The organism is Flavobacterium pedocola, from assembly GCF_053764385.1.
In genome coordinates this window covers 33,637-49,385 of sequence record NZ_JBSNCR010000002.1, presented here as the reverse complement: position 1 = coordinate 49,385, position 15,749 = coordinate 33,637, and the positions used below count along the sequence as shown (strand labels likewise).

The 15,749-nt window shown below is 40.0% G+C and carries 17 protein-coding genes; 5 read left to right on the top strand and 12 right to left on the bottom strand.

The window, feature by feature from the left end:
* Window positions 1-35: 35 nt before the first annotated feature.
* Complete coding sequence (locus tag ACWPKD_RS04305; protein WP_455411453.1) at window positions 36-509, bottom strand: YdeI/OmpD-associated family protein; 474 nt, start codon at window positions 507-509, stop codon at window positions 36-38.
* A 51-nt stretch (window positions 510-560) separates the two neighbouring features.
* On the opposite strand from ACWPKD_RS04305, the gene ACWPKD_RS04300 reads away from it, so the two are divergent.
* Window positions 561-1,517 carry an ion channel gene (locus tag ACWPKD_RS04300; protein WP_455411452.1) on the top strand — a complete coding sequence of 319 codons (957 nt, stop codon included), beginning with the start codon at window positions 561-563 and terminating at the stop codon, window positions 1,515-1,517.
* A 48-nt stretch (window positions 1,518-1,565) separates the two neighbouring features.
* On the opposite strand, the gene ACWPKD_RS04295 is transcribed toward ACWPKD_RS04300, so the two are convergent.
* Window positions 1,566-2,105 (bottom strand): YceI family protein, encoded by a 540-nt coding sequence (locus ACWPKD_RS04295; protein ID WP_455411451.1) that lies wholly within the window; start codon window positions 2,103-2,105, stop codon window positions 1,566-1,568.
* 12 nt (window positions 2,106-2,117) lie between these two features.
* The gene (locus ACWPKD_RS04290; protein ID WP_455411450.1) at window positions 2,118-2,474 is read right to left on the bottom strand and encodes a c-type cytochrome; all 357 of its coding nucleotides are present in this window, start codon (window positions 2,472-2,474) and stop codon (window positions 2,118-2,120) included.
* 88 nt (window positions 2,475-2,562) lie between these two features.
* Between ACWPKD_RS04290 and ACWPKD_RS04285 the strand changes: the two genes are divergently transcribed.
* Both ACWPKD_RS04285 and ACWPKD_RS04280 read left to right on the top strand, forming a co-directional pair.
* Window positions 2,563-2,958, top strand: a complete 396-nt coding sequence (locus ACWPKD_RS04285) for an OB-fold protein (RefSeq protein WP_455411449.1) — start codon at window positions 2,563-2,565, stop codon at window positions 2,956-2,958.
* Between the two features lie 296 nt (window positions 2,959-3,254).
* Window positions 3,255-4,136 carry a DUF5777 family beta-barrel protein gene (locus ACWPKD_RS04280; RefSeq protein ID WP_455411448.1) on the top strand — a complete coding sequence of 294 codons (882 nt, stop codon included), beginning with the start codon at window positions 3,255-3,257 and terminating at the stop codon, window positions 4,134-4,136.
* A gap of 61 nt (window positions 4,137-4,197) precedes the next feature.
* On the opposite strand, the gene ACWPKD_RS04275 is transcribed toward ACWPKD_RS04280, so the two are convergent.
* The 8 genes from ACWPKD_RS04275 to ACWPKD_RS04240 form a co-directional block, all read right to left on the bottom strand.
* Window positions 4,198-6,240: an FG-GAP-like repeat-containing protein gene (locus ACWPKD_RS04275; protein WP_455411447.1), complete on the bottom strand. Its 2,043-nt coding sequence runs from the start codon at window positions 6,238-6,240 to the stop codon at window positions 4,198-4,200.
* Window positions 6,241-6,275: 35 nt separating this feature from the next.
* Window positions 6,276-7,409 (bottom strand): hypothetical protein, encoded by a 1,134-nt coding sequence (locus ACWPKD_RS04270; RefSeq protein ID WP_455411446.1) that lies wholly within the window; start codon window positions 7,407-7,409, stop codon window positions 6,276-6,278.
* Between the two features lie 97 nt (window positions 7,410-7,506).
* Window positions 7,507-8,049 carry an acyl-CoA thioesterase gene (locus ACWPKD_RS04265; protein WP_455411445.1) on the bottom strand — a complete coding sequence of 181 codons (543 nt, stop codon included), beginning with the start codon at window positions 8,047-8,049 and terminating at the stop codon, window positions 7,507-7,509.
* Complete coding sequence (gene rmuC, locus ACWPKD_RS04260) at window positions 8,036-9,424, bottom strand: DNA recombination protein RmuC (protein WP_455411444.1); 1,389 nt, start codon at window positions 9,422-9,424, stop codon at window positions 8,036-8,038. The genes ACWPKD_RS04265 and rmuC overlap by 14 nt, the downstream gene beginning before the upstream one ends.
* Before the next feature lie 154 nt (window positions 9,425-9,578).
* Window positions 9,579-10,940 carry an RCC1 domain-containing protein gene (locus ACWPKD_RS04255; RefSeq protein ID WP_455411443.1) on the bottom strand — a complete coding sequence of 454 codons (1,362 nt, stop codon included), beginning with the start codon at window positions 10,938-10,940 and terminating at the stop codon, window positions 9,579-9,581.
* 361 nt (window positions 10,941-11,301) lie between these two features.
* Window positions 11,302-12,141 (bottom strand): VOC family protein, encoded by an 840-nt coding sequence (locus ACWPKD_RS04250; protein WP_455411442.1) that lies wholly within the window; start codon window positions 12,139-12,141, stop codon window positions 11,302-11,304.
* A gap of 11 nt (window positions 12,142-12,152) precedes the next feature.
* Entirely contained in the window at window positions 12,153-12,560 is a 408-nt protein-coding gene (locus ACWPKD_RS04245) for a VOC family protein (protein ID WP_455411441.1), read from the bottom strand.
* A gap of 9 nt (window positions 12,561-12,569) precedes the next feature.
* On the bottom strand, window positions 12,570-12,995 hold the full coding sequence (locus tag ACWPKD_RS04240; protein ID WP_455411440.1) for an SRPBCC family protein: 426 nt from the start codon (window positions 12,993-12,995) through the stop codon (window positions 12,570-12,572).
* Window positions 12,996-13,151: 156 nt separating this feature from the next.
* Between ACWPKD_RS04240 and ACWPKD_RS04235 the strand changes: the two genes are divergently transcribed.
* A complete protein-coding gene (locus tag ACWPKD_RS04235; protein ID WP_455411439.1) occupies window positions 13,152-14,123 on the top strand; it encodes an acyltransferase family protein in 972 nt (323 codons plus the stop codon).
* A 31-nt stretch (window positions 14,124-14,154) separates the two neighbouring features.
* On the opposite strand, the gene ACWPKD_RS04230 is transcribed toward ACWPKD_RS04235, so the two are convergent.
* Window positions 14,155-14,979, bottom strand: a complete 825-nt coding sequence (locus ACWPKD_RS04230) for a hypothetical protein (RefSeq protein ID WP_455411438.1) — start codon at window positions 14,977-14,979, stop codon at window positions 14,155-14,157.
* A 208-nt stretch (window positions 14,980-15,187) separates the two neighbouring features.
* Between ACWPKD_RS04230 and ACWPKD_RS04225 the strand changes: the two genes are divergently transcribed.
* Window positions 15,188-15,619, top strand: coding sequence for a VOC family protein (locus ACWPKD_RS04225; protein WP_455411437.1), 432 nt, complete (start codon window positions 15,188-15,190; stop codon window positions 15,617-15,619).
* The last annotated feature ends 130 nt before the right edge of the window (window positions 15,620-15,749 follow it).

The following is a 15,749-nucleotide window of genomic DNA, read 5'->3' as shown; positions in this document are numbered from 1 at the left end:
GTATATGAAAATCCCTCAGTTGAGGGATTTTTTGTTTACGGAACCCGTGTGCTCTTTTCGTTGCTTTTGAGTTGTGCAATCACTTTTTCAATGTTGCGTTGCAGTGTTTCTTCGGTCTTGATAAAACCCATATAGCGGATGATTTCTTTTCTTCTGGAAGGTGTCAGGCTGTTGAAAGCATCCGTTAGTTTATTTACTTTAAGTTTGTGTAAAAATTTGGGTGGCATCGGAAATTCTTTTTCCGGATCGGAAGTGTCTTGTTCAATAATGAAATGAGCCGTTTCGCCTACAGCTGTTTTTCCGCCTTTCATCATAATCAGGTTTACAAACAAACGGTACGGAGCTTTTTTAACGGGAACCAATGATTTGTTGAATTCAAAGCCGTTGATAGTGCCTTTAATTCGGATGTAGCCTTTAACGGCCTGTAACTGCTGTGTAATTTTCTCAGGCACATCTACCGCCCAATTGATTCCGATTTTGTAAATTTCTGCTTTAAAAGTGTACTGCATTTTAATGTAACTTTGATAGTTCAATTTAGGTAAAAAACAGCAAACAATTCTATGGCTTTTTTAAAACGAATCAATTCCCGTGCAAAAACAGAGAAGAACTCTGGATTCGGGACCAATGCTTCCAGTTACGGCGGTCGCTTTATTGAAAAAAACGGCGATGCCAACGTTAAAAAAGTAGGTATTGGTTTTGTGGAAAGCATCAGTTGGTATCACACGATGCTCGTGGTGCCGCGGTGGAAATTCATGACGGTTATCTTTGTGTTTTATCTGCTGGTTAATCTTTTCTTTGCCAGTGTGTACAGTTTAATCGGGGTGGAACATCTTAACGGAATTGTTGCGGATAACCCTTTGGATAAATTCGGGCAGGCTTTCTTTTTCAGCGCACAGACCTTTACTACGGTAGGGTACGGGCACATTAGTCCTTCGGGGTTTTGGGCCAGTTTTGTGGCTTCCGTTGAAGCGCTTTTCGGATTGTTGAGTTTTGCTATTGCTACAGGTTTGTTTTACGGGCGTTTCAGTAAGCCGAAAGCTTTTATCCGATTTTCAGATAATGCTATTATTGCACCTTACGAAGACGGAACGGGGCTGATGTTGCGCATGACGCCGTTCAAGAATACTAATTTAACCGATGCAGAAGCCCGAATGACACTGGGAATGAGTGTTGAGGAAGATGGGAAAATGGTCAATAAGTTTTATTCCCTGGAATTGGAAATGGAGCGGATTAATGCCTTAACGCTAAGCTGGACTTTAGTACACCCAATAACGGAAGACAGCCCGTTGTATAACATGTCAAGAGATGATTTTGAGCGTGGTAAGGGTGAGCTGGTGGTTTTTGTTAAGGTCTTTGATGATATGTTCAGTGCTTCGGTGGTTAAGCGAACTTCTTATACTTTTGATGAAATTGTTCACGGGGCTAAATTTTCACCCATGTTTTCGCGCAGTGGCGACAGCAGTAAAACATTGCTCTTTATTGATAAACTGAATGCTTTTGAAGCTGTAGAGTTATAAGTAAAAAGCCTTTCCATTCGGAAAGGCTTTTTTAATTACTAATACAATTTATTTAAGAATGCAATTTAATCCGATGTTTACTTTTTTGGAAACTTTATTACTTACGACTTTAGGAATCTGAATGTTAAAATCGTCTGAGTTTACCGAGAAATTTGTAATCACTTCAATGCCTTCGGCGGTTTTTCTGATTTTTGCAGGAACCGTTATTTCTTTTGATTTCCCATGAAGTTCCAATATGCCTCTTATGGTGAAATCACGGCTGTTCTCTGATAATTTTGCCATGTCAAAACCGTGAACCTTTCCTTTGAAAGTGGCTTTAGGGTATCGGTTGCTTTCAATGTAATTTTCATTGAAATGCTCTTCCATCAGTGCTATTTTGAAACGGAAACCCTTTATAAGTGCCAATGCGGCAATTTCACCCGTTTCTGTATTGAGTACAACGGTAGTGTTTTTGTTTTTAGCGGCAACTTCTTCAAACGACGGTACGGATGCCTCAAATTGAAGATCGGCTGTTTTGGTGGATCTTTTCTGCGAGAATCCGGTTAGGCAAATGAATGCCGAAACGAATAAAAGTATATATCTGTTCATGGTGCTATGGTTTTATTCAGGGTAATTGGCGTTTTTCCAGGCAATGATTTTGTCGATTTCCGATTGCGGTAAACGTGTTCCGCCATTCGGCATCATTCCCGGAGCCCCTTGAGGCCTTGATATACGGTCGATTAATCCGCGGCTTATGATGGCAGCCTTGACAAAATCATAATTGATAAGCGGCATCGGAGCCCCGTTTACAGGAGGCTGGTTGTGACACATGATGCAGTTGTTGTTTATGATTGCCTTTACAGTGTTGTTATAGGTTATCTGCTCGGGAATTTCTCCATAAAGATCAGATTCCGAGTCGCTACTGCAAGAAGTTAGTGTGATGAAACTTGCCGTCAATAATAAAAACCTTACACGCATATCGATTTATTTATTATTAAAGTTAGTGTTTAAAATTTGAATATTAAAAAAATATTTCGTTAATTTTGTAAGAAATGATTTGAATACAATGAAAAAAGTTGGCTATTTACTATTGCTGCTTCTTGTTTTTCTGATGGCTTGGGCTATTTACATGTATCTGTATAAAGACCATAGAGATATTGCATCGGAAAAAGGAAGTTTTGACGTTTCAGCAGACTTTATTTATCAAGAATTCACAGTAGATGAGCAAAAGGCTAATGCTAAATATCTGGATAAAACCATCGAGGTAAGCGGTACCATTTCAAAAATCGATACTGCTGAAAATACGATTGTTATCGATGAAAAGATGTTCGTTTCCCTGGAAGGTAAAATCCCGACTGGGTTAAAAGAAGCACAAGCCGTAAAAGTAAAAGGAAGGTTCCTGGGATATGATGAATTACTCGGCGAGATGAAAATGGATCAAAGTACAATACTGAATAATTGATGCTTAAGAATGCTGAGTTTTTTTTTTGATTCAGATGTCTTATCAGCAGCGGCATGTTTTTGATATTGCGCTAAAGGAACATTGCAGGAAATAAAGCGGCCTTACAGGCAAATCCAAATCGTATTAATTTATAAACAATGATGGTTATAACCTGATAACCTTGGCTATGTAGAGTGCAGGAATGCGTCGCTACTTTTTTTATGTGCAATAGCATGGAAGTAACGGCAAAAGAATTAAGATTCACCGTCGCCGGAGGCTTTTGTTAAGGGGACTAAACATTAGTAATTCAGAAATTTATGAGGATACAAATAGCACTTTTGACATTTTTGATGCCTTTTTTAGGGTTTTCTCAAGATGACTTGCTTTCAGAAATAGATACCGTTAAAGTCGATACCCGTGTGGAATCGGCTTTTAAGTCTATGAAAATAGTTAATTTGGAATCGACCAAACTCGCCGCTAAAGGAGATTTTTATTTTATAGTGGCCCACCGTTTCGATTATGTGAAGAACGGGTTCGATGATTTTTTCGGATTGGACAATGCCAACACCCAGTTGAAATTTGTTTATGGCCTGACGGATTGTTTAACACTGCATGTGTCCCGAAGCGGATTTCAGGAAACGTATGACATTGCGGCAAAGTATCGGATTAAAGCACAGGAGAAAGACGGTTTTCCGTTTACGATTGCAGGTTTTAACAGTATAGCGATCAATACGGAAATGAAGGAAGATGTTTATCCGGAAATGGAATTCAGCAATCGGTTGAGTTATGTAACACAGCTATTGGTGTCCAGGAAATTTTCCGATAACTTTTCGTTAGAAGTGGCGCCAACTTATTTTCATGAAAATACGGTGCGTGATATTCTTAACGATGACGGTACGGTGGTTTCTCCAAATCCTCAGGATAACAGTCAGTTTGCCCTTGGTTTGGGCGGAAGATACAAGATTACCAAGCGCTGGTCGGTCAATATGGATTATGCCGCACATTTGAACAGGGCTTCCGGATCGGCTTACCGTAATCCACTTTCCATAGGAGTAGATCTGGAAACCGGAGGGCATGTTTTTCAGATGCATTTTACCAACTCCAGAGCCATGCACGAAACCGGTTTTTTAGGTCAAACTTCCGGACGATGGGATAAAGGGGAAATCTGTTTCGGATTCAATCTGGTAAGAGTTTTTTAAAGGATATATCATATAAAAAAAGCCCCGACATTAATCGGGGCTTTTTCATAGTTATACCTTTTTAATTCTTGATGAATTTAGTTGAGTATTTGTTACCGTTGCTGTTTTCGAAAACAATCAGGTACGTTCCGCTTTGCAGCTCGCGAACGGAAACAGAATTGTTAAGTGTGGCTTCCGTTTTTATTTTTCGGCCTGTCATATCAAAAATGCTTACGCTCTTAACAGATTCTAACCCTGAGGTGTGGTTGAAGTGGATAAAATCATTTGCCGGATTCGGATAGATAGTGAATCCGCCCAAGGTGTTTTCAGCAAGTCCTAAAGTGCTTCCTTCAATTACGTTTAAGTTTTGATTTGGTGCCGGGTTAGTGATGGTGTCAACTATTCCTGAAGGCCATCTGATGATTACCTGTGAAACTTGAGTAGCCGTTCCGATTCCGAAATGTGCGTTTAAGGTACTCATGTATTCAAAACCTTCACCACTTCTTACATCACGGATTTGTTTTCCCCATGAACCGTAGATCTCAATACGCGCTCCAATCCCGTTTCGGTTACTTTGGATGCCCTGTAATGAAACTTTTAACCAGTTGTTACCGTTTGGTACTGCGTAAAAGATTTTGTTGTTATTGGCAATATCCAAAAAGCCGTCATTGTTCAAATCTCCTACAGAACCGATCGCCATACCGGCATAGGTAGACGGTGCAAAAACATTATTCCCCTGATTGAAGGAAATTTTGTTACCGCCGCCCATAATGTCCACTTTACCGTCATTGTCAAAATCGTAGGCGATATAATCCCTGCTTATCGAAGTATCGCTTCCAAAGCCTGATGTAGCTGTGATATTGGTATAGGCTTCTTCAACACTGTTTGTAGTGTCCAGATTGTTTTTGAAGAATTTATGGCCTGAACCACCGTTAGCACCTACAAAAATGTCCATATCACCATCATTGTCAAAATCTGCTACGGCTGAAGACCATGACTGAACCGGAGTTGAGTTGATTTGTGCGATAGCAGAAATATCGGTGAAAACGCCATTGCCGTCATTTCTGTGCAATTCGCATGGAGGTCCGGAACACTTTGAAATGAATAAATCCACATCGCCGTCATTGTCAAAATCACTCCAGATAGAAGCGTAATTCCCGCCTGTTGAAAGTGTTCCTACATTATACGAACCGGAAGTGACACCACTTTGGTAATGGGTAAAACTGTTTCCGGGGCCGTTCAGGTAATAAACGTTTGGTGCTACGTCATGACACGAAAAAGCATCCAGGTTTCCATCATTATTAATGTCAACAAAATTCGTTCGCTGACAAAAGATGTATTCAGATGGATTAATGTTTGAATAAGCTGTCCCGGTTCCGTTAGATTGCCAGAAAGATAAACCGCTGCCGCTGCCTAAAACTAAATCGTTGTAACCATCTCTGTTGTAATCCCCGGCTGCCATGCTCCAGGTTGGCATATCGCTGGTTCCGGCAACGGTATAGGTGGAAACTGAAAAGGCTCCCGGTGTTGTCTGATAGTGGATTTTCAAACTGTTTGTGCTTACTCCGACTATATCGTCTTTGTAATCATTATTCATGTCCGCCAAACAAATATTATAAGTACTGTTTACGGTTGAAATAGTTTGAGAAGTATAACTAACAGGAGGTGGCACCGGTGGGACGTATGGGTTTTCTATCAATTGGAAAGAAAATCCAAGGGAACTCCATCGGTTATCCCAGGCAATATAATAGGTTGTTCCGGCATTGGCTGTAAAGGTAGCCACAGAGGAATAGTTGGATCCGGAATCGTCATCGCCGCCAACACAGGCCAAAGTGCCGCAAGTCCCTGAGTAAATGTGAACACGGGTGTCTTTTCTTGGATTGTTGGCCGCAATGTCTGATGTGATCGTTACGTTGTAGTTAGCACTTGGGGTATATGTATACCATTCGGCAAAGGTAGCCCCGGTTCCATTTGAAGCGCAAACCGGCGTAGGTACTTGAGAGCCATTGATACCTGTAATTACGTGCGTACCGGATGAAATAACAACAGCAGAGGCGCAGGTGTCTTGAGCATAAGACCACCAGCTGGCGGTTAATAATAAAAAAATTGGAGTAATTTTTTTCATGCTTTAGTTGTTTTTGGTTAGTAAAATAAGTTGGTTTATTGGCAAGGGCTTAAAGAATTGATCCATTGTTCCATCATGGCTACTCCTTCTGTGTGAACAAGTGTCCTTCCGTGTAATGGCATTCTGTAAGTTTCGTTTGTGGTATTGATTCTGTAGTATAACATTGATTTGTTGATGTTGCCGGGAGCCACAATTTTGGCTAAAGTAGTTGGGAATCCCTGCATGTCTTCCGTATCGACGCAGGCTCCCATCATAGTATTTCCGTTTGTTCCGCCTGTTTGACTGAAAGCGAAGCGCATAGGCCTGTAATCACAATGCTTGTTGTCTGTATGGCAGTGAGCACAATTAATGTCTACATACGATCTCGCGCGCAAATCAATCGGTTTTGAAGTGTCTTCGTAATCGACTGTTGAATTGGAGGCAGTAGGCAGGGCAAAATTATCATTCAGATAGCCTTGCGAAATCCATTTGATTAATTGGTTTTTTACTTCGGAACCATAGGTGTAATTGAAATTCAGGTTCTGAGGTTTAATACCGATAGGGAGATAAATCGTCTGTTCCACATTGTTTACCGTCTGTTTGGTTTTATGGCAGGTAATGCATTGAACTTCTGAAGGAATTCTGTAGGAGACATTCTTGATTTGATTGTTTTCGTCCATCCATGAAATATCCTTATAGCTTCCGTTTAAATCAAGAAAGGCCTCGGTTTGCTCGTCATTCCAGACATAATTGGCAAAAATCCATCCGGTGGCTTTTCGGATCATGATTCTTGTTTCGATCAGTTTAGTTGTGTTGGAAGGTTGAACGTGTTCGTAATAAAAGTTTTTTATCAGCGCTGCTCCAACAGGAAGTTCCAGAACATTTCCGTCGCCATTGTAGGTGGCTTTTACTCCGGAGGGCATCCACACAAATCGTTTCTTATGAGCATAATCACTGAATAAGGCACTAGCAGGTTTGAAAGGGAGCACGCCTACGGCAGGAGTAAGGTATTTTAGGTCTCCGGTGAAGAATTTATAATCCGAAAGTTTAGGGTAGGGAACCTGAGTTAAATCTACACTGACCGGAGTGACCGGAGTGTATTGTTCATCACTCGAATTACAGGAAAGTGCTGTAAATAAAGCGATTAACGAAAATACACCCAATAATTTTAAAAAGTAATTTTTTTGCATATTTGTTATATAATTCTAATCTATATATTCAAATATATAATAAAAATATCCTTTTTGTAGGAATTTGTTCAGATGTTAATAAAATTTATTGAAAATGTTATAATTCTAACTTTACATTAAAACCTGTAAGATTTTTTAATGCAGTATCAGAAGTATAATCCAGGGCGCTTTCAATAGCTTTCCCTTCTTTTTTGGTGTTTATTCGTCGCAAAGATTCGTAAAAACGACGTACTTCTTCCAGATTGGTCAGTATTAATCTCGGTACAGGTGTCGGGTTTTCGTTTTCATCTTTGGCAACCATCGTAAAATAGGAAGAATTGCAATGTTTTACTTTTCCGGTCTGAATATTTTCGGAAGTCACACGGATACCCACAACCATTGAAGTTTTACCAACATAATTTACAGAAGATTTCAGCGTAACCAATTCGCCTACTTCAATCGGATTAAGGAAATCGACCGTGTCAACCGAAGCTGTTACGCAATACTTGCCAGAATACTTTGAAGCACAGGCAAAAGCGATCTGATCCATTAAAGAAAGAATATATCCGCCATGAATTTTTCCGCTGAAATTGGAATGCGAAGGCAGCATCAGTTCCGAAAGGGTTATTTTAGAAGCGCTTACTTTTTTATAGGTCTCCATAAGGTTGGTTTTCAGGTGTGTTCTCTTTTTCTAAGGCTCTGTTTAAGACGCTGTCCGGAAGCGATTTTTTAGCTTTGGCTCCCATTTTCTTCAGTTTTTCAACGCTGGTGATCAGGTTTCCTTTTCCGTCTACTAATTTGTTCATGGCATTACCGTATTCGCTTTTGGCTTCGTCCATTTTTTTACCGATTTTGATCAAATCCGATACAAAACCTTCAAATTTATCATACAAAGCACCGGCCTGTCGGGCAATTTCATACGCATTTTCCTGTTGCTTCTGATTGGTCCACATGCTGTCAATCGTACGTAGTGTAGCTAGAAGGGTAGAAGGTGTAACAATGACGATATTTTTTTCAAAAGCTTTGTTGTAAAGTGAATTGTCTTCGTTTAAAGCAATCGCGAAGGCCGGTTCCATTGGAATGAAAAGCAATACGAAATCCGGGCTTTCTATTTGGTACAAGTCCTGGTAGTTTTTGTTGCCTAATTGTTCGACATGGCGTTTTATGGACGTTACATGTTCTTTCAGGAAAGCGTTTTTGTTCTCCTCATCGTCTTCATTGATATAACGTTCGTAGGCGGTCAGCGAAACCTTGGAATCCACTATCATTTTTTTGCCGTCGGGTAAATTGATCACCACATCGGGTTGAACACGGGAGCCATCTTCAGTGGTGAAACTTTGCTGTACTTCGTATTCGCGTCCTTTTTCCAATCCGGATTTTTCCAGCACGCGTTCCAGGATGAGTTCACCCCAGTTTCCCTGCATTTTGCTGTCACCTTTCAGGGCTTTGGTCAGGTTCAATGTTTCTTTGCTCATCTGCTCGTTCATTTCCTTTAGTCCTAGGATCTGTTGACGAAGTGCCGCATGATAATCGATACTTTCCTTGTGGGTATCTTCTACTTTCTTTTCAAAAAGGTGGATTTTCTCCTGAAGCGGGTTCAGGATATTTTTCAGGTTTTCCTTGTTTTGTTCCGTGAATTTTACCGTTTTTTCTTCAAGGATTTTATTGGCCAGGTTTTCAAATTCTTTGGTGAATTTTTCCTGAAGCTGATTGACTTCTTCTTTCTGTTCTTTACTGCGCTCCCAAAGATTGTCAAAATCGGCTTCCTTTTTTGTTAACTGGATGGAAAGTGCGTCTTTTTCAGTACGGATGCTTTCTTTTTCGGCGGATAATTGCTGGGTTTGTTTTTCGAACTGAAGGCGTTCGTTTTGAAATTGCTGTTTCAGCTGTTCGATTTGTGATAACAGGCCGTTAATCTTTTCTTCCAGTCCGGTTTTTTCAGATTTCGACTGATTGCTGAAAATGATTTTTCCGATATAAATCCCTAGTAATAAAGCGGTTGTGAATGAGGCTAATACGAGTAAAGTCTGTGACATGGTTTTGTTTTTTAATACCGGTAAAAATAGCAAAATTATCTGATTGTATGTGTAAATTGTATAAACAACAAATGTGCTGTTCAGATAAAAAAGCTTTATCTGTACAAAAGTTAAAGAAAGTGATTTTTAAAATTAAAGCGTTGTCTGTAGGACTTTATGGTTTTTTAAAAAACCGGGTTTCAAAGCTTTCAGTCTGGGTTTGAACCTGCAAAAAATACAGGCCCGTTTGCAGTTGGTCTACAGGTATCTGTGAAACATTTCCGGATTGTTCCAGAACTTTCTTGCCTAAAGTATCATAAATGCCTATTCGTTTTATTTCGAACGTATTTGCAGTACTGATATTGATCAGATTGCTCGCCGGATTTGGATAAACTGTAACTGAAGAAGTGCTAAAGTCTTCTGAACCAAGTGTTGTGCATATTACAGGAGTAAGTGTGTTTCTATGACTGAAATTGCCGATTCCAAGACGACCGTCTGTGTTAAAACCACAACTGTAAATGCCATTTGTTTCCGTTATGGCAATTGTATGCTGATAGGATAAAGCTATATTACTCCAATCGTAAATATCGTCAACCAACGTAGGAGTATTTTTGTTGGTGTTATTGCCGATGCCCAGCTGACCGTAGCTGTTGTAACCCCAAGCCCATAAGGAGCCGTCATTTTTTATGGCAACGGTGTGATAGCCACCGGCACTTACTTTTTTCCAATTAGTATCCGTTCCGACCTGGACCGGTGAAAAACTATCGGATGTCGTGCCGTTTCCTAACTGGCCGAAGCTGTTTTTTCCCCAGGCCCACAGTGTTCCGTTTTGTTTTGTGGCGACCGTGTGTAAATAGCCTTCGTCTATAGTAGTCCAATCCGTATCCGTTCCGATTTGTACCGGAGTTGTTCTGTACATTGCGGTACCATCACCCAGTTTCCCGCTACTGTTGTCGCCCCAGGCCCATAAGGTACCATTGGTTTTTATGGCAAACGAGTTGTTGTCTCCTGCACAAATGATCAGCCAGTTACTGTCGGAGCCAATTTGAACCGGTGTGTTTCTGTTAGACGATGATCCGTCGCCTAACGCACCGTAGGCATTACTGCCCCAGGCCCATAGCGTGCCGTTTGTTTTAATGGCTAACGTATGATTGTTTCCTGCAGCAATAACTCGCCAATTATGCTCCGAGCCTATTTGTACGGCAGAAGAATTGTTGGAATTGGTACCGATACCTAATTGTCCGCTGTTGTTAGAGCCCCAGGCCCACAGGGTGTTGTTCTCTTTGATGGCTACCATGTGGTTGTAACCGGAAGCAATGGTTTTCCAGTCTGTGTTGGTGTTGCCCTGAGTAGGTGAATTTCTGTTTATGGTCGAGCCATCCCCTAATTGACCTTGGCCATTGAAGCCCCAGGTCCATAAGCTCCCATCCGTTTTGATAGCTGCGGACTGTCCGTTTTTGGCAGTAATGGACAACCAACATTGCGGGTAGGTTAGTTGTGAATGCAAGACCGAAAGTAAAAGTAATAATCTCATCATAATCCCTGACTTTATTAAGTTTAACTTCTCTTAACTTGCCGAAAACAGAGATTTTGGAACTGTTTACAGCAAACTGTAATAAACCGGTCGGCTTGTATGAAATTGATTTGGCGGCATTTTCATAACCAATATAAGAAAAAAATATATAAGTTGCTGATAATTATCTTTTTATAACGAAATTATCCGATAAAGTAAATATAATCGGAAAAAGATTCTGAATTTAACAAAGGGTTATTTTTAATGTAGTATGTAGTTTACAATACTTTTTCCATTGAGTGAGAGGAATTCGTCTTGTTAGATTTAACGGAAAAAGTATTGCAACTGAAAATCGGTACGCATGCAGCTGAAACAAAACAGCTTTTTAGGCATTCAGTAAAGCCTCAATATCAAATTTTTTCATTTTAAGGAAAGCCTGGGCCACGCGTTGTGCTTGTTCGGGGTTTTTCATCAGGTCGCCTAAAATTTCAGGGATAATCTGCCACGAAACTCCGTATTTGTCTTTGAGCCAACCGCACATGCTTTCTTCTCCGTCTTGGGTAAGTTTGATCCAAAAATAGTCGATCTCTTCCTGGTTTTCACATTCCACTACTAATGAAAGTCCCTCGCTGAAAGTAAAACCGTGCGGATAACCGCTATCCATAGCCATAAACACATTATTGTTCAAAGTGAATTGTGCATGTTTTACGGTCCCGGTAACATCTGGTTCTTCTTCCGTATATTTCAGGATGCCGGTAATGCTTGAATTTTTGAAGATTGACGTGTAAAAGTTCAGTGCTTCCTCCGCCTTTCCGTGAACTGCTTCGGTAAACATTAAAGTAGGTGTGAATTTTTGACCGACATCTTCAAATTTACCATAGGATACCTGCCAGTTTACACCAAATTTGTCTTTCACCCAACCGTATTTTTCGCTCCAGGGATATTTGTCCAGAGCCATCAAAACGGATCCTCCGTCTAATAGGTTTTTCCAGAGTGCATCTGTTTCCGCTTCGGTTTCACAGACCACAAAAAAGGAGATGGAGGGATTGATGCTGAACATCGGCCCACCGTTCAAACACATGAATTTTTGTCCGGAAGCTTCAAAAGTGGTAACCATCGGATTCGTTTCAAGAATTTTGGAATCTTTGAAAACCGAACAATAAAAATCAGCGGCTTCTTTGGCCCGGCCATCAAACCATAAGCAGGGATAAATCGGATTTTTCATGATGTTTCAGGTTACTGTTGTGGAAACTGACTCATGTCCATGTAAAAAACTTCCCAGAAATTCCCGTCCGGATCTTCAAAACTTCGTTGTTGCATGAACCCGTAATCTTTGGGTTCTGTCGGTTCTGTTCCCCCTGCTTTTAAGGCATTATCTGCCGTTTCGTTCATTTTTGCCACATTTTCCATGGATAATGAGTTGATTACGGCTGTGGTTTTGGTTGTATCGGCCATCTCTTTTTTAATGAAACCTTTGAAACGGTCGTGCGTGAGCAGCATAACAAAAATTTCTTCACTGAAAACCATACAGGCAGCAGTGTCATCCGTGAATTGCGGATTGTTGTTAAAACCGATGGAGGTATAAAAAGCCATGGCTTTGTTAAGGTCTTTGACCGGAAGGTTGATAAAAACTTGTGATCTCATAGCGATAGCTTAATGGGTTTCGGTATAACGTTTGAAGTTGTTAAGAATGGCCTGCCAGCCGTCCTGCTGAAGTTCCACGGGATGAACATCTTCCGCTTCGAAAATTTCGGTAACATGGGTTTCGTTGTCCAGCGATTCGAAAAGGATCTGAACCTTTCTTCCGTCGGCGATGGTGTATTCGATAAGTTCGTTGGGTTTTATTTCGGTATAGTTTCCTTCAAAGTCGAAACCGAAACTGCCGTCTTTGGCTTCCATACGGTAATTGAATGAGCCTCCGTTTCTTAAATCGTTGGTGGCTTTGGGAGTATGCCAGTCATTGGAAGCATTGTTCCATTGGGTGATGTGTTGTGGTTCGGTCCAGAATTCCCAGGCTTTGTGTACGGGAACATTTACTGTTGCGGCAACCGTAATGGTGTTTTTTTCTGTTGTAGCCATTCGTTTAATTTTAGAGAATTGATTACTATTTAAAAATCAGGTTTATAAAGTTACAACAGCTTTTTTAAACTTTTATTTTATTACTGTTAAATGTAGGAAATAATCGATGATTTTATATGATGCGTTTTTGCTATATTTGGTCATAATCCTATTACGATGTCACAAAACCGAAACGCTTCCCTTGATTTTGTTAAGCTATTGCTGGCCTTTCTTATCATAGCGTTGCATATTTTTCCGATTAAAGGTCTTAGCGGTTGGCAGGCATTGGTTTCCTATGAAATTGCTAACGGGATTACAAGAATTGGAGTGCCTTCCTTTTTTATTATTTCGGGGTATTTGCTTCGGAAGAAGTTAGACGACGGTTTATACTTGAAAAGATACTGTAGGCGTATCGTTATCCTTTACCTTGTTTGGCAGCTTATCTATTTACCCGATATGATCCGTTCGTATCGTTTAGGCTGGTTTGACACCTCAGAGCTTGTTTATAAACTGATTTATGGTTACTGGCATTTGTGGTACCTGCTGGCAACCGTTATCGGGGTGGGATTGCTTTATTTGTCAAGACGATGGGCTGTAAAACAGAAGATGGTTTTAGGGGTTTCCTTATTTGTTTTAGGATATGCTTTTCAATTGCTGTATAAAGATAAAAGCCTAGATGTTTTTCCTGTTTTGAAAGTTGTTTATGAAGTAATGGGCACCACTCGGAACGGGCTCTTTTTTGCTTTTCCTTTCCTGCTGTTAGGAACCTTGTACGAACACTGGAAAATTAAAAAGGAAACGATTGCTTATCTGATGCCTTTGTTTTTTATCGGGCTTTTGCTGGAATCCTATTTTTACTTTACACTAAAATTAGGTGCTCTGGATTTTTATGTTTTTATGCTGCCGGTCAGTATGTTGGTTTTGTTGTGGGCAGTGGAATCGGGAATAAACTGGAACATCAGTATACCTTCGAGTCTTTCGCTGGGCATTTATCTTTGTCATCCCTACATGATCCGATTGGTGTATGAGTTTTTGCCGCAGCGTAGCTTCGATTATATCGTGCTGAAATATTTCCTGATTTGTATTCTGGGTGTTCTCGGATGGTTTTTGCTGAAGAAAATAAATGAACGGTTTCCGTATTTGTTATAAAAAAAGCCCTGTTTTTGAACAGGGCTTTTTTTTATCGCTGATTAAAATTACTCAGGGAAATACTATTGTTTCCGGCTTTGCTGGTGTAAATGTTGAAATGTTTCGGGAACTCTTGATCCGATGGGTAAATATCCGGTTGCGGAAATGATTGTGAAATCAGTTGACTGTCACTTTTTATAAAGTCAAGGGACACCATTGGGTCGATGAAAGTAAATAACCCGTTATAGCTTCCTAAAAATAGGGCATAGTCTAAAGGTTTCGGATCTTTTTCGGCAACTAGCCAGTGGTTACCAATTTTTGCTTCCGCACGTGAATTTTTTGCAAAAGGTTTATACCCGGCAGCAAAGTATCCTGGAGGCGGATAATTGTTGAAAAAAGGTTCGGAAATATCTGAAAATACTGGAATTCTCATTCTTTCTTCCATGGAAATCATGTAAAAATGGATATCCAAATGGGCTTTGGATAATATTGGATTTTTCGAACCGCCGCTGTCCCAGTTCAAACCAACATGATCGAAAGGAATTTGGTCTTTAACTACGTTTGCAAACGGTATGTTAACCGGGCTTTCAAAGTCTCCTGATTTAGGAAGGCTTTCGTACACTTCAGGGGTAATATCGATTCCGATTTCCATAAGTTCTCCGGATTTGTTAAAGGTGACCCAGGAAAATACAAAACCATCTCCAACCGCTACATAATCACCTTGGATGGTTTTACCGGCAAGAGCCTGTGTTGATAAACCGTTTTGTTTTTTTGATTGATCGATATTACTACTCAAAATATCTTCTTTCTCACACGAAAAAAGAATGAGTACTGAACTAAGTAAGAGAATTTTTCTCAAGAGATACATCTTTTCCATACACTACAATTTTTAGAATTAGTAATAATGCTTTTGGAAACTCGTTTTTTTAACTATAAAGGTACTCTAAATATCACATAAACACCTGATTATCAAGTGTTTATTTCGTTTTTTTAAAACTTTTTTTCTTTCGGGTGGCATAGGGGAAACTTATTTGTAGGATTGGAAACTTTATGTAAATTTGAGAATAAACCAAATACAATAAATTATGGCAGTAGTAAATCCTTATCTTACCTTTAACGGTACTTGCGAAGAAGCGTTTAATTTTTACAAATCAGTTTTTGGAGGCGATTTTCCTTACGCCGGGAAATTTAAAGACATGCCGCCTTCCGATGAGTTTTCTATTTCAGAATCCGATAAAGAAAAAATAATGCACATTTCCTTACCTATCGGAAACACAGTTTTAATGGGAAGCGATGCAACAGAAGCCTGTGGAGGTCTTTCAACTTTCGGGGATAATTTTGCGGTATCGATCAATGCGGAAAGCGAAGATGAAGCGACGCGTATTTTTAATGGCCTTTCTGCCGGCGGAAAAATTACCATGCCGTTGAACAAGACGTTTTGGGGAGCTTATTTTGGGATGTTTACGGATAAATTCGGGATCAACTGGATGGTGAACTACGATTATGAGCAAAAGTAATCCATACGCAATAATACAAATTAAAGCCTTGCATTTTGCGAGGCTTTTTTGTTAATTAACTGAAATATAATGTTTTATAAACATTTAACTTACAAAAAAGTCTTATCTTAGGGTGTTTCAATTTTTAAAA

Bases quoted from the DNA above. Each gene is read 5' to 3' on its own strand.
- ACWPKD_RS04305 (WP_455411453.1), bottom strand. From the start codon at position 509: ATGCAGTACACTTTTAAAGCAGAAATTTACAAAATCGGAATCAATTGG.
- ACWPKD_RS04300 (WP_455411452.1), top strand. From the start codon at position 561: ATGGCTTTTTTAAAACGAATCAATTCCCGTGCAAAAACAGAGAAGAAC.
- ACWPKD_RS04295 (WP_455411451.1), bottom strand. From the start codon at position 2,105: ATGAACAGATATATACTTTTATTCGTTTCGGCATTCATTTGCCTAACC.
- ACWPKD_RS04290 (WP_455411450.1), bottom strand. From the start codon at position 2,474: ATGCGTGTAAGGTTTTTATTATTGACGGCAAGTTTCATCACACTAACT.
- ACWPKD_RS04285 (WP_455411449.1), top strand. From the start codon at position 2,563: ATGAAAAAAGTTGGCTATTTACTATTGCTGCTTCTTGTTTTTCTGATG.
- ACWPKD_RS04280 (WP_455411448.1), top strand. From the start codon at position 3,255: ATGAGGATACAAATAGCACTTTTGACATTTTTGATGCCTTTTTTAGGG.
- ACWPKD_RS04275 (WP_455411447.1), bottom strand. From the start codon at position 6,240: ATGAAAAAAATTACTCCAATTTTTTTATTATTAACCGCCAGCTGGTGG.
- ACWPKD_RS04270 (WP_455411446.1), bottom strand. From the start codon at position 7,409: ATGCAAAAAAATTACTTTTTAAAATTATTGGGTGTATTTTCGTTAATC.
- ACWPKD_RS04265 (WP_455411445.1), bottom strand. From the start codon at position 8,049: ATGGAGACCTATAAAAAAGTAAGCGCTTCTAAAATAACCCTTTCGGAA.
- rmuC (WP_455411444.1), bottom strand. From the start codon at position 9,424: ATGTCACAGACTTTACTCGTATTAGCCTCATTCACAACCGCTTTATTA.
- ACWPKD_RS04255 (WP_455411443.1), bottom strand. From the start codon at position 10,940: ATGATGAGATTATTACTTTTACTTTCGGTCTTGCATTCACAACTAACC.
- ACWPKD_RS04250 (WP_455411442.1), bottom strand. From the start codon at position 12,141: ATGAAAAATCCGATTTATCCCTGCTTATGGTTTGATGGCCGGGCCAAA.
- ACWPKD_RS04245 (WP_455411441.1), bottom strand. From the start codon at position 12,560: ATGAGATCACAAGTTTTTATCAACCTTCCGGTCAAAGACCTTAACAAA.
- ACWPKD_RS04240 (WP_455411440.1), bottom strand. From the start codon at position 12,995: ATGGCTACAACAGAAAAAAACACCATTACGGTTGCCGCAACAGTAAAT.
- ACWPKD_RS04235 (WP_455411439.1), top strand. From the start codon at position 13,152: ATGTCACAAAACCGAAACGCTTCCCTTGATTTTGTTAAGCTATTGCTG.
- ACWPKD_RS04230 (WP_455411438.1), bottom strand. From the start codon at position 14,979: ATGGAAAAGATGTATCTCTTGAGAAAAATTCTCTTACTTAGTTCAGTA.
- ACWPKD_RS04225 (WP_455411437.1), top strand. From the start codon at position 15,188: ATGGCAGTAGTAAATCCTTATCTTACCTTTAACGGTACTTGCGAAGAA.